Source organism: Acinetobacter sp. P1(2023), assembly GCF_028367635.1.
GTDB classification, from domain to species: domain Bacteria; phylum Pseudomonadota; class Gammaproteobacteria; order Pseudomonadales; family Moraxellaceae; genus Acinetobacter; species Acinetobacter pittii_E.
This window is the reverse complement of sequence record NZ_JAQNDD010000001.1, coordinates 468211-481059: the sequence shown is the minus strand read 5'-3', so window position 1 is coordinate 481059 and position 12849 is coordinate 468211. Positions and strand designations below refer to the sequence as shown.

Annotated in this window: 15 protein-coding genes and 1 other RNA gene; 9 read left to right on the top strand and 7 right to left on the bottom strand. The window is 38.4% G+C overall.

Translation table 11 applies throughout. The features are described 5' to 3' along the window. Positions 1–48: 48 nt before the first annotated feature. Both lon and POD11_RS02200 read right to left on the bottom strand, forming a co-directional pair. On the bottom strand, positions 49–2478 hold the full coding sequence (gene lon / locus POD11_RS02205; protein ID WP_262456163.1) for an endopeptidase La: 2430 nt from the start codon (positions 2476–2478) through the stop codon (positions 49–51). A 445-nt stretch (positions 2479–2923) separates the two neighbouring features. After that, positions 2924–3508 carry a 5-formyltetrahydrofolate cyclo-ligase gene (locus tag POD11_RS02200; protein WP_262456162.1) on the bottom strand — a complete coding sequence of 195 codons (585 nt, stop codon included), beginning with the start codon at positions 3506–3508 and terminating at the stop codon, positions 2924–2926. A 241-nt stretch (positions 3509–3749) separates the two neighbouring features. Between POD11_RS02200 and POD11_RS02195 the strand changes: the two genes are divergently transcribed. The 3 genes from POD11_RS02195 (at position 3750) to POD11_RS02185 (ending at position 4733) form a co-directional block, all read left to right on the top strand. Next, a complete protein-coding gene (locus tag POD11_RS02195) occupies positions 3750–4094 on the top strand; it encodes a hypothetical protein (RefSeq protein WP_016141866.1) in 345 nt (114 codons plus the stop codon). A gap of 111 nt (positions 4095–4205) precedes the next feature. After that, complete coding sequence (locus POD11_RS02190; RefSeq protein WP_239976348.1) at positions 4206–4319, top strand: hypothetical protein; 114 nt, start codon at positions 4206–4208, stop codon at positions 4317–4319. Between the two features lie 93 nt (positions 4320–4412). After that, on the top strand, positions 4413–4733 hold the full coding sequence (locus POD11_RS02185) for a hypothetical protein (protein WP_239968456.1): 321 nt from the start codon (positions 4413–4415) through the stop codon (positions 4731–4733). Here POD11_RS02185 and ssrS read toward each other — a convergent pair. From ssrS to POD11_RS02170, 3 genes are all read right to left on the bottom strand, one after another. Then, a non-coding RNA gene (ssrS, locus tag POD11_RS02180) (6S RNA) lies at positions 4732–4916 on the bottom strand. The genes POD11_RS02185 and ssrS overlap by 2 nt on opposite strands. Positions 4917–5106: 190 nt before the next feature. Next, positions 5107–5391 carry a cell division protein ZapA gene (locus POD11_RS02175; protein ID WP_016141863.1) on the bottom strand — a complete coding sequence of 95 codons (285 nt, stop codon included), beginning with the start codon at positions 5389–5391 and terminating at the stop codon, positions 5107–5109. Continuing rightward, the gene (locus POD11_RS02170) at positions 5388–5948 is read right to left on the bottom strand and encodes a hypothetical protein (RefSeq protein ID WP_016141862.1); all 561 of its coding nucleotides are present in this window, start codon (positions 5946–5948) and stop codon (positions 5388–5390) included. The genes POD11_RS02175 and POD11_RS02170 overlap by 4 nt, the downstream gene beginning before the upstream one ends. 64 nt (positions 5949–6012) lie before the next feature. On the opposite strand from POD11_RS02170, the gene POD11_RS02165 reads away from it, so the two are divergent. The 5 genes from POD11_RS02165 (at position 6013) to POD11_RS02145 (ending at position 10960) form a co-directional block, all read left to right on the top strand. Then, positions 6013–6642 carry a UPF0149 family protein gene (locus tag POD11_RS02165; protein ID WP_005802891.1) on the top strand — a complete coding sequence of 210 codons (630 nt, stop codon included), beginning with the start codon at positions 6013–6015 and terminating at the stop codon, positions 6640–6642. Positions 6643–6709: 67 nt separating this feature from the next. Further along, positions 6710–8032 (top strand): Xaa-Pro aminopeptidase, encoded by a 1323-nt coding sequence (pepP, locus tag POD11_RS02160; protein WP_262456160.1) that lies wholly within the window; start codon positions 6710–6712, stop codon positions 8030–8032. A gap of 31 nt (positions 8033–8063) precedes the next feature. Continuing rightward, on the top strand, positions 8064–9272 hold the full coding sequence (gene ubiH, locus POD11_RS02155) for a 2-octaprenyl-6-methoxyphenyl hydroxylase (protein WP_239976351.1): 1209 nt from the start codon (positions 8064–8066) through the stop codon (positions 9270–9272). Beyond that, a complete protein-coding gene (locus POD11_RS02150) occupies positions 9269–10501 on the top strand; it encodes an FAD-dependent monooxygenase (RefSeq protein WP_262456159.1) in 1233 nt (410 codons plus the stop codon). Before ubiH ends, POD11_RS02150 begins: the two co-directional genes overlap by 4 nt. Before the next feature lie 207 nt (positions 10502–10708). Beyond that, positions 10709–10960 carry a hypothetical protein gene (locus POD11_RS02145; protein WP_002117665.1) on the top strand — a complete coding sequence of 84 codons (252 nt, stop codon included), beginning with the start codon at positions 10709–10711 and terminating at the stop codon, positions 10958–10960. Between the two features lie 37 nt (positions 10961–10997). Here the strand turns inward: POD11_RS02145 and POD11_RS02140 are convergent, their stop codons facing one another. Beyond that, positions 10998–11399: a Cd(II)/Pb(II)-responsive transcriptional regulator gene (locus POD11_RS02140; protein ID WP_262456158.1), complete on the bottom strand. Its 402-nt coding sequence runs from the start codon at positions 11397–11399 to the stop codon at positions 10998–11000. Between the two features lie 65 nt (positions 11400–11464). Here POD11_RS02140 and POD11_RS02135 point away from each other — a divergent pair, with 65 nt between their 5' ends. Next, positions 11465–12109: a cation transporter gene (locus tag POD11_RS02135; protein ID WP_262456157.1), complete on the top strand. Its 645-nt coding sequence runs from the start codon at positions 11465–11467 to the stop codon at positions 12107–12109. A gap of 51 nt (positions 12110–12160) precedes the next feature. Here the strand turns inward: POD11_RS02135 and POD11_RS02130 are convergent, their stop codons facing one another. Continuing rightward, positions 12161–12763, bottom strand: coding sequence for a LysE/ArgO family amino acid transporter (locus POD11_RS02130; RefSeq protein WP_262456156.1), 603 nt, complete (start codon positions 12761–12763; stop codon positions 12161–12163). Between the last annotated feature and the right edge of the window lie 86 nt (positions 12764–12849).

Below are 12849 nucleotides of genomic sequence, written 5' to 3'. Positions count from 1 at the left end.
TGTGTAACAAAAAAAAGAGAGCCGAAGCTCTCTCTTTTTTATTTTTAATTAGTGACGTGCTGCTTTTGAACCTTCCACCGGTTTCACAATCGGTGTTTTAGGCAAAGGTTTTGGCATCGAAACTAATGCTAAAGGTAAGATGTCATCAATACTTTTCACAGCTTTGATTTCCAAACCTTCTTTAACATTCGCAGGAATTTCTGCCAAGTCACGAACGTTATCTTGAGGAATAAAGACAAGCTTGATTCCACCGCGGTGTGCTGCAAGAAGTTTTTCTTTTAAGCCACCAATACGCATTGCACGACCACCTAAGCTTGTTTCACCAGTCATTGCAATATCAGGACGAATTGCAATACCTGTAAATGCTGATACAAGCGCAGTTGTTAATGCTAAACCAGCAGATGGACCATCTTTTGGTGTTGCACCTTCAGGTAAGTGAACATGTACATCAGTTTCTTCAAAACGAGAAGCTTCAATACCTAATTCATCAGCGCGTGTACGTACTAAAGTCATTGCGGTAGTAATAGATTCTTTCATAACGTCGCCGAGTGAACCGGTCGTAATAAATTTACCTTTACCTTTGACAGCTGCAACTTCAATAGTAAGTAACTCACCACCTACAGATGTCCAAGCTAGACCATTGACGCGTCCTACTTGAGCTTCATCTTCTGCAATACCAAAGTCAAACTTATGTGGACCTAAGTATTCTGGAAGATTGGCAGAAGTCACATCAAGCTGTAAGTTTTTAGACTTTTTACTTACGGCTTCTTTTACTACCTTACGTGCAATTTTAGATACTTCACGTTCTAAATTACGTACACCAGCTTCACGTGTGTAGCGTTGAACAATGTCACGAATCGCTTCTTCATGGATTGTTAACTCTTTTGCACGTAGTCCATTGTTCTTAATTGCTTTTGGAACAAGGTAACGTTCAGCAATGTTAACTTTTTCATCTTCGGTATAACCCGGTAGACGAATCACTTCCATACGGTCAAGCAATGCTTCTGGAATATTCATACTGTTTGCAGTACAGATAAACATCACTTCAGATAGGTCAAGATCAAGATCTAAATAGTGATCGTTGAACTTACTGTTTTGTGATGGATCAAGTACTTCAAGCAATGCAGAAGCAGGGTCACCACGGTAGTCTTGAGCCATCTTGTCAATTTCATCGAGTAAGAACAATGGGTTCTTCACGCCGACTTTTGTTAAAGACTGCACAATTTTACCTGGCATCGCACCAATATAAGTACGACGGTGTCCACGAATTTCTGCTTCATCACGTACGCCACCAAGCGCCATGCGAACAAACTCACGACCTGTTGCTTTCGCTACAGATTCACCAAGTGAAGTTTTACCTACACCCGGAGGGCCTACTAAACATAGAATCGGACCTTTGAGCTTTTTAACACGTGACTGAACAGCTAAGTATTCAACAATACGATCTTTAACGTCATCTAAGCCGTAGTGATCGGTATCGAGAATTTCCTGTGCTTTCGCAAGGTTAATACTTACTTTGCTCGCTTTATTCCACGGCGTATCTAAAATTACTTCTAGATAGTTACGTACAACAGCAGCTTCACTAGAGGCAGGCTGCATTGCTTTAAGCTTACGGAACTCAGCTTCAGCTTTTTTACGTACGTGTTCAGGTAAATCAGCTTCAGCAAGACGTTTCTCTATTTCGGCAACGTCATCTTCAGCACCGCCATTCATGTCGGAAAGTTCACGTTGAATGACTTTCATTTTTTCATTTAGAAAGTATTCACGTTGGTTTTTTTCCATTTGGCGTTTTACGCTGTCATGCAAAGTTTGTTCAATTTGCTGTTCTGCAGATTGATTTACCAAGTAGTTCATCAGCTCTTGCAAATGTGCTTCAAACTCATCGTACTCTAAAAACTTCTGTTTAATTTCAATATTTAGAGGTACACGTGTTGCTACGAAGAACATGAGTTGTAGCAAGTCTTCAATTTTATTAGCCGCAGCAACGAGTTCACGCGCATTACGTAATTTTGCTTCAGCATATTGAGCAAATAAAGTACGTAACTCTTGCAAACGAGCTTCTTGAGTAGCTTTATCTACGTTAATTGTCATTGGACTTAAGCTGTGCTCAGCAGTCAAATGACTATCTTCATCGATAATCTTTTCAAGTTTAGAGCGATGTAAACCTTCAATAAGTACTTTAATGCAGTTTTCATCATTCTCATGATTTACGACTTGAACAATCTTAGCGACAGTTCCGTACTGATAAAGGTTATCGTGATCAATTTCTTCTGTAAGCGAATCTTTTTGCGCAACTACAAATACTAAATTGTCACTGTTACGAGCCACATCAACTGCATTGATCGATTTTTCACGACCCACGAATAACGCAATTTGCATGTGTGGATAAACCACGACATCGCGCAACGCTAAAAGTGGTAATACACTTGGAACCTGAGGCTCTAAGTCAGTTTTTTCATTCATAATAAGTTCAGACATGGGCACTCCTAATGAGTGACAACGAGGTTGCCATGTTTTTTATAGTGATGTGTATTTTAAAAATTACAAGGGCCTTACTAGAGAAAATGTGGAAAAAATGACTAATTTAGTCAACTTTTTTATTAAAATATTATGAATCAAAGGATTAATTCTTAAGAAGAATAAAATCTTGTAGAAAGGATAAGTAATTTAGCTTAATAATTGTGAAATATTCATATAGTAGAAAAGACGTTTGGATGGAAAATAACCATTTTCTTATGTCATTTATCGGCATTGTATAATTAACAATAATGCAAAACTTATTTAATATTGAACATTAAATAGCCGTGTTACTATAAGTTGGTAAATCGGTCTGTCACGTAGAAGTAACCATCCTTAGGGTGGTTACTTTTATGATTTTAGGGACATTAAAAATTTAAGACTAATTTTAATTTTCATATAAATATTATCTTTTAAAATGATAAACACGTTGTGGGGTAAGTAAGGCATCTAAGGGTTGGTCCCAACTTTGGCGTTTTAGAGTATATTCAATAAATTGAAATTGATGAGCTATTCCTAAGCGATAAGGCTGATGTTTTGCAGTAGCCAAGGTACGATCATAATAACCACCTCCCATACCAATACGCGTACCATATTGATCGCATGCTAAAAGTGGCATGAGTAATAAATCAAGAGAAGACACATGTTTTGCTCTGCTTGCCATAGGTTCTTTCATACCCAATGGATGATGTGAAAACCGTCGGTTTATATATTGGTTTTTAGATATTTTTACCCAAACTAAACGTTGATTCATAGAGCAAATCATCGGTAAATAAACTTGTTTATTCTTTTTAAAACATAGATCTATGAGAAGCTCTGTATGAACTTCACCAAAGGCATGTAAATATAGGCCAATTTTTTTTGAAGAATGAAAAATAGGAAGGGTGTTGAGATGATGAAGAACACCAAGCTGAGCTTGTTTTTGTTCAAATGAAGTTAAAGAACGTCTTTTAGATCTTAAATTTTTTCTAATAAAGCTGAGTTCATTCATGGGGTAAATCTAAAGAAATTAGAGATCAGTCGTGCAAAAGTATACCTATTTTTTGACAGCTTTATGGAAATAGAAGAGTAATTAGAAAAGCACCTTAAATTCATTGGATTAATAATCATAAAGTAATCTGACACATCCTATTTAAAGGTAAAAATTTCTATTTCTTTACGTATCACCAGTATTTCTTTACATTTAATAAGGTTAAGTATATTTAAAAGATTGATGCATCATTACTAAGCCTATGAAGTTAAAAATTCTAACCCTTACTATCAGCACTTTAATGCTACTTGGTGGCTGTACAAAACAAGCAGAGCCTGAAGCAGCGGAAGTTGATTATAAAGCCCAATTTGAAGAGTCAGATCGTAAAATCGGAGAGTTTTTAGATCAGTTAGATAACCCAAATACACCTCAAGATGTTAAGGTCAAAATTTTATGTCATGACTATCCTGAGGTTTATAAAACTCAATACATGCCCGCTTTAATAAAAATTTCGCCTAAACCTTATACTGAAGAAAAGTTGTTATCTGATCTGAAAAGTGCAACTGACTACTATAAGGATGCTTTCGGGATTAAATGTAATCAATAAATTTAAGCGAGTTTTATCTCAAAAAATCCGATAAGTGTGAATTGATTGGCATTATTGACTTATGATAAATTTTCTTTTGTCTTAAATAAGTAATAGTTTGGGGATCAAGATATGGAAATCTTAAAGTTCTTACAGAGTTTTAATACGGTTGGAACCTATTTAACCATTGCATCAACCATTTTAGTGGGTCTTGTTATTTATTTTTATATAATTAATCCCGCGTAAAACTCTTTCAAAGAAATAGTGATCAAATCACTATTTCTTTTTTATTAATAAGATTTTTTAATTAGTTTAAAGCTATAAAAATAAGGTAGGTGTATGAAGTTTAAATTATTTTTTCTTAGTTTTTTGGCTTGTGGTTGTTATGCGGATGAAACGGTAAGTGATCCGCAAATTTGCAATGTAGTAAAAAAGGTTGCTTATACTGTAATGGAGGCACGTCAACAAAAAGTTCCATCTGAAGACTTGCAGCAAATAGCGAATAGCCTGAAAGATCCAGAAGCAAAACAACTTTATCAAGATTTAATTAATTCTGCTTATTCTGCGAAAATATTTAAAACTGGTTTCTTTAAAAGAAAAGCAATAGAAGATTTTCAGACAGCTTGGTATGAACAGTGCTTGAACAACAATGAAAAGTAAATGCTCCGAAGATGCCGCTGCATGTGTCGTTACCCTGAACCCGATGAGTTCAAGGTGGACGCGACGTATACTTGCTGGGTTTCCTACTCGAAGGTAGGCATACACTCTAAATATACAGAACGCAATCCATAAGTTTAAGTATCGGCAGGGGAATAGACCCGCTGGCGAACATCCCAGAGATAGCTTAAGTATAACCGATCTGACCCTGATGGCAATCACTTGAGTTTATGGAACTGTAAACTTAGTTTGCGTTTGATGAAGCTTTGTACATTAGAGTACAGAAAAGAATATTCAACTGGAGTTTTACTCTCAATAAAAATGCCTTGCATCTATGTTTTAGAATACAAGGCATTTTTGTATTGATAGAAGTTGATTAAACGACTTGTTCAACTTCTTCTAAAATTGTTTGCAAGAGGCGTTCGCAATGAGTGTATTCCTGCAAAGATTTATTAAGGCTCAGCACTTCTTGAGTTAACTGTAGGGCAACCATAATGACTAGTTTGTTGTGCTCAACACGTGGGGCACTACGGCGCATATCATTAAACTTCTCATTGAGTAGCTGTGCTGCACGTTCAAGTTCATCTTTTTTATCTGCGGTAGTAGCGAGTCTAAAAGTCTGCTCAATCAGCCTAAGCTCTACCATGACTTGTTCACTCATGATTGGGTCTCCTCACCAGTTTCAGCATTAGGATGGGCAAGCTGCTGGATTTCTTGGGCATGTTGATCTTGAGCGGTGCCTAAAATTCCCAAACGTTGAATAATCGCTTCAACTTTTGATTTGGCAAGCTCATTTTTTTGTAACAAACGATCACGATCTTGTTGTAAATCATGCAGCTCTTGCTGGGTTTGACGCTGGTGGGCTTGTAACTTTTCTTTTGCAACACGTAATTCATTGCGTTCTGCAAGAATTTCCTGAAAACGATTTTTTAAATCAGTCGTGCTCTTTTCTAATCGGCTATAACGTTCAGCAAGTGTGTTAGCATCTTGATTCAACTGTTGAAATTGGCCTTTTAACTGAGTGAGTTGCTCAGTTACCGACTCAATTTCCTCTTGTTTTTTAGTGATAATACTATTTTTTTGCACAACTTGTGCGTGATGCTCTGTTTCAGCCAGTTCTTTAGCTTCTGAGAGGGCCGCATGTTCACTCTCTAAATGATGTAAGCGTGTTTTTAAAACGCTAATATGCGCTTGTAGCCGCTGTAATTGTTCTAACATAACGAGGTCGCACAGAATTGCAATCAAAGGTAATATATACAAAGTATAGAGATTGGATAAACGAATGCAAGACGATATTTCAGGCTGGACAGATTGGAACGCTCATTTTGAAGGAATTGAAGAAATTTCAAGCCCTAGTGAGTTACATGGTCTGTTAACAGGTATTGTTTGTGTGACAGAAGCGCCTACGCGTGAAGAATGGTCACAAATTTTAACAACCCTTAATGTGCCAGAGTTAAGTGAAGATGCTTTAGCACTTTTAACTGACGAAGCAGAAGATGTAGTTCATGCTTTATCGGAAGACGAATTAGATTATCTACCAATGCTTCCAGACGATGAACATCTACTTCAAGAGCGTGTGCAGGCATTATCTGATTGGTGTGCGGGTGTTGTATTAGGTTTCGGTTTAGCATCTGGTCATGTGCGCGGTGATGAGCGGGAATTGATCGAACACCTTCAAGATGTTGCAGCAGTCGAATTTGAAGATTCTGACAATGATGAGGAAGGTGAAAGCAGTTACGAAGAATTGTATGAATTTGTACGCTTAATCCCTGTAAGCTTGTCTATTGGCAGAAAAAAAATCACTGTAGCTGAAAGTTCTTTATTGAAAAACTTTCATGCAAAAAGTAAAACTGCTGCTCTAGGTACAGATCAGAATATTGTAGAAATGTTCACACCACATCGCCCAAGCTAATTGAGGCGATGTGTTATTGGTTGTATTTTATTTTTTGACTTTAAAATTCTAAATCAAGTAGATCATTATGAAATTGCCTCAAGCTGATTTTCAACATCGTAGAGACCGTCTGGCAGAAAAAATGGGTCCTAACAGTATTACAATTATTGCAACGCGTGAGGAGATGTACCGTAATCGTGATGCGGATTATAAATTCCGTGCCGATAGTAGTTTTTTCTATTTGACGGGCTTTGCTGAGCCTGAAGCAGTTGCAGTTATTGAAACCTTTGAGGATGTAACTGACTATAGTTATAGTCTTTTCTGCCGTGAACGTAACCGCGAGATGGAAATCTGGAATGGTTACCGTGCCGGAATTGATGGCGCGATTGAAGAATATGATGCAGATGAAGCCTATGCAATTGATCTGCTTGATGAAGAAATTATTGAAAAGTTATTAAATAAAGAGCGTCTTTATTATCGGATTGGGCAAAATGCTGCATTTGATGCACGGGTAAGTCAGTGGATTAAAAAAGCAGATGCTGAGCACCGACATCAAGGTGCTCCGGCTCAACTGATTCAGCTCGACCGTATTGTGGATGAAATGCGTTTAATCAAGTCATCCCAAGAACTTGAGCTGATGCAAATTGCTTCAAAAATTAGTGCCAAGGCACATACCCGTGCGATGCAAATGGTGCGTCCAGGTATGATGGAATATGCACTTGAAGCCGAACTCAATTATATTTTTGGGCAAAATGGCTGTGTCCCGTCTTATAACAGTATTGTCGGTGGCGGCGCCAATGCTTGTATTTTGCACTATATTGAAAATAACCAACCACTCAAAGATGGTGATTTGGTCTTAATTGATGCTGCATGTGAATATGAATTCTATGCGTCAGATATTACCCGTACTTTTCCGGTAAATGGTAAGTTTAGTGCTGAGCAAAAAGCATTATATGAAGTTGTATTAGCCTCTCAATATGCCGCAATTGATGCAGTACGTATTGGTAATTCATACCGTGAACCTCATGAAGTCGCAGTTAAAATTTTAACCAAAGGCTTAGTGGATTTAGGTCTGCTCAACGGGGATGTTAACGAGCTCATCGAAACCGAAGCATACCGTCAATTTTATATGCATGGTACAGGCCATTGGTTAGGTATGGATGTACATGATGTCGGATCTTACAAAAAAGGTGAAGACTGGCGTCAATATGAAGAAGGTATGGTCGTTACCGTTGAACCAGGCATATACATTGCACCAGACGATGAAACTGTAGATAAAAAATGGCGTGGTATTGGTATTCGTATTGAAGATGATGTAGTCGCAACATCGAAAGGTCCACGAGTTTTAACTGCTGATGTAGTTAAAAATATTGCAGATATTGAACATTTAATGGCACAAGCTAAATCATAATTAAACGTATTCGCCAAAGGAGCACAACTCGATGCAACAACAAGTGATTATTGTAGGTGGGGGAATGGTTGGACTTAGCCTTTCACTCATGCTGGCGAAGGCTAATATTGCAGTAAAGCTGTTAGAGGCTGTGAAATACCCAAACTATGATGATCAAAATGTTGCTCCTTATCATTCTAGTTTTGATGCGCGTAATACCGCTTTATCGCGTCGTAGTGTACAGATTTACCAAAAGCTGGGGTTATGGGATGCATTACAGCAACATGCGACTCCAATTCTACAAGTTCACATTACTGAACAAGGTAGTTTTGGTAAGGCGCGCTTAATTGCAGAACAAGAAAAAGTCGAAAGCTTTGGGCAAGTGATTGAAAATGCTTGGCTTGGCCGTGTTTTATTGACTCAAGTACGTCAGCAGCCTTTGATTGAGCTGATTGATGGCGTACAGGTGACTGCTTTAACTCAAGATGCTGAACAAGTACATATTGAAGCCAAGCGTGGAGAAGAAGTCTTAAAACTTGAGTCAAAACTACTAATCGCAGCAGATGGACGTGACTCTTTTTGTCGTCAGGCAATTGGCGTCGGTGTTGATGTTCATGATTATGATCAGGTTGCAATTGTTACAACTGTTCAGACCTCAAAACCTCATGACCAAGTAGGATTTGAGCGTTTTAGTGCATTAGGTCCTTTAGCTTTATTGCCTTTACCGGGTGAATATCGCCGTTCGGTTGTATGGCCTGTAAAAAAAGGCACAGAAGGTGAGTGGTTAGGCGATGAAAATGATCAGCACTTTTTAAATGCTTTACAACAAACTTACGGTGACCGAGCGGGTAAATTTGAAAAAACCGGCAAACGTTTTAGTTATCCACTTTCGCAAGTGCTTGCACATAAACAAGCTGTAGGTCGCGTTATTTTAATGGGTAATGCAGCGCATACCATCCATCCTGTTGCAGGACAGGGCTTTAACCTATGCTTACGTGATGCGGATGTTTTGGTGCGTTATTTAGTGAACCAGCTAACCGCTTCTGATGATATTGGTAACCCTGATAATTTACTTGCCTATGAACAAGCTCGTTTGTCAGACCAACAACGAGTGATTAAGTTCTGTGATACTGTCGTTCGTGGTTTTAGTAACCAAAATCCATTATTAAAATTAATTCGTAATACGGGATTAATTGCATTTGATGTCATTCCGGGGGTTAAGCCACTGGTAGCGAACTATGCAATGGGGCTAAAAGCATGAGTGAAATATTAGATGTTGTCATTGTTGGTGGTGGACTGGTTGGTGGTTTAACTGCTTTATTGCTTGCCCAAGGCGGTGTACAGCCTACTGTGCTTGATGCTGCTCCTGTACTGGATGTTGAAAAGACACTGGGTGTGATGAACCCGCGTGTTTTAGCCCTCAGCCAAGCGACCATTCATTTACTTAAAACTGTCAATGTTTGGGATGATCTGGCACGTCAAATGCCTTATACGGGCATGCAGGTGTGGAATCTGAATGGCTATGGTGAAATTAATTTTGGTCATGAGTCCATACAAAGACCAATGCCGGAACAGTCCTTGGGTTCTATGGTTGAGCCAAGTGTATTGAATGTTGCTATTCAACAAAAAATGCTTGAGCAACTAACAGATTATCGCACTCAGGTTCGTGTGACTCGTATTGAGCAGGGTGTGGGGTGTTGGCATATTCAATTGGCAGATGGTACTACACTTAAAACTAAGCTGCTTATTGGTGCTGATGGCGCCAATTCATTTGTACGAGAACAGGCTTTTATTGATCTAGACGTATTAGATTACAAGCAAGCAGCGATTAGTTGTGCCATCAAAACATCTAAACCCCACAATTATGTAGCTCGTCAAATTTTCTTACCGACCGGGCCTTTAGCATATTTGCCGATGGCTAGCCTTGAAGAAAGTGAGAATGGATACTGGCAATCCATTGTCTGGACACTACCTGATGATTATGCCGATGAATATTCCGCTTTAACCGATCATGAGTTTATGCAGCTTTTAACTCGAGAAAGTCAGCATATGTTAGGTGAAGTGTTAGACGTTCGTTCAAGAGCACAATTCCCGCTTAAAGCTCGCGCTGCAAAACAATATGTTAAAGCTGGTTTAGCTTTAATTGGAGATGCAGCACATGTTATTCATCCACTTGCTGGACAAGGGGTAAATATTGGCTGTCTAGATGCAGCTGTACTCTGTGATGCACTACTACATGACTTAGCACGAGGTGTATGGGCAAATGAACAGACATTGTTGCGTTATGAGCATCGCCGTAAAGGCCAAAATGATGCAATGATGCATAGCATGTCGGCAATTGGCTGGTTGGAAAGTAGTGAGCTATTTCCATTTATCTGGGCTCGGAATGTTGGACTCAAGCAAGTTGAACAAATTTCCTTCTTAAAAGAGCGTTTTATGCAACAAGCAAACGGTTTAGGGTCTTTACAAAACACCCAGTATAGTCGTTAAAATAATGACGTAGTTTATGCTCTACTGGTCTAAATAAATATCAGTAGATATTTTTTAAGCAATCATTTATATATCATTACCAATTGGGTTGAAAAAGATACACATTTGACCAATTTGGCTCTTTGCTAAATGCAAAGAGATTGCTAAATTTCTGAGGTCTTGGGACCATAGCGATGATGCAATAGAAATCATTCTGGGGAGTGAAAAATGTCAGATATCAATGATTATGAAGATGCAGAAGATTCTGCTGTAGATGAAGATGAAGCAAAGGCAGCTGAAAGCGGTGCAGCTGATGAAGAAGCAAGCAGTATTAATGATACTGACATTGCTGAGGCAGAAACGCTGACTGTGACTGCTAAACAAAAACAGCGCCAAGCGTTGGAAGATGAAGTTGCCGCATTTCTAGCTCGAGGGGGAAGAATTACCGAAGTTCCTCCAGATGAACATAGCGACCATTAATTCTAAAAAGCATCACAAGAGTGATGCTTTTTTATTTTTAAGGTGCGTTTTGAAGTTCTTTCAAAATCCCACACTCATCTACTGTTCGATTGGTAGAGCAGTGCTGTTTTAAATCAATTAAAGATTCTTTTAAAAGTAATAATCGTTCGATTTTTTCAGATACTTCAATCAAGTATTTATTCACCAAATTATCAACTTCCGTACAAGCCTGTTTCGGCTGAGCTTTCATTTCTTTTAACGTTTTAATATCGTTGAGAGAAATATCTAATTCACGGCAATGCTTAATAAATAAAAGGTCCGCAAGAGTTTGCTCCGTATAAACACGATAATTATTTTCTGAACGCTGAATACGCTCCAGCACACCTACTTTTTCGTAATAACGGATCGTATCAATTGGAATACCCGCTTTTTTTGATAATTGACCAATAGAAAGACTCATAAGACTTGACTCTGGAGTTACTCGAGGGTTTTTAATCACTATAAAAGAGTTTTTGAGGAAATAAAATGGCTGGATGTGGTTGTGCTTCAACATGCTCTCCTACCAAGAAAGTCAGTCCACGTTTTAGAAAAGCGTTATGGATTGCGCTTGTAATTAATGCCTTAATGTTCGTGGTTGAAATCTTGGGGGGATACAAAGCCCAATCCGTTTCACTTTGGGCAGATGCATTAGATTTTGCCGGAGACGCAGCAAACTATGCATTATCTTTAGTCGTCCTTTCGATGAGTTTATATTGGCGTGCGACAGCGGCACTACTTAAAGGAATAACGATGGTAGCTTTCGGCGTTTTTGTCATTGCGAAAGTGGTTTGGTCATATTTTTATGGAGTTCCACCGGAACCAATGGTCATGGGGGCAATTGGAGTAATAGCCTTAATTGCTAATGTTTCCGTCGCCCTTATGCTTTATGCATTTCGTGATGGTGATGCCAATATGCGCTCTGTTTGGTTGTGTAGTCGAAATGACTCAATTGCCAATATTGCTGTAATTTTAGCGGCGGTTGGAGTGTTTGGAACGGGCAGTGTATTTCCCGATTTATTGGTTGCCTTTGTCATTGCTTACTTGGGAGTATCCTCCGGCTACGCTGTTATAAAACAGTCACAGCAAGAAAGAAAACAGGCAAGAGTTGTGCTTGGCAGTGAAGCATCATAAAAGAGCAATAAAAAAGGATCTTTTATATGATCCTTTTTTACTTTTAAGCCATTAAAACAAAAGTGTTAGGGCAATACACCACATAATACATCCAATAATGAAATCTAAAATTTTCCAAGCTTTAGGATTGGTAAATAACGGCTTCAATAATTTTGCACCATAACCTAGACTGAAAAAGAAGATCCAAGAAGCAAGAATACTGCCCAAAGCAAAACTAATTTTATCTTCTAGCTGGGTTGCTACTGAACCAATCAAAACAATAGTATCTAAATAGACGTGTGGATTAAGCCAAGTAAAGGTAAGACAGGTCACTAGTGCTTGAGTTAACGTCTGTTTTTGACCGTTATCAAGTTCCATACTTTGAGTGGTTTTAAATGCAGCATAGAATGCCTTTGCACCGTAAACGAATAAAAACGTTGCCCCTAAATATTTAGCAATAGTAATTAAGATGGGTGATGCAGTCATGATTTCGGCAAAACCTAATACACCCAAAGCGATTAGAATCGAATCAGACAATGCACAAATTAAACATAGCCAAAATACGTATTGTTGTTTCAGACCCTGCTTTAAAACAAAAGCGTTTTGGGCTCCAATCGCTACAATCAGGCCGCTGCCAATACCGAAACCTTTAAAAAATATGCTGAGAGATAACATGACAATAAGTAAGTTTGAAAAAATCAGATGTGGGAATTATCTGACTTTTTATTAAGAAATAAGTAAAATTAAGAATATTTAGGTTT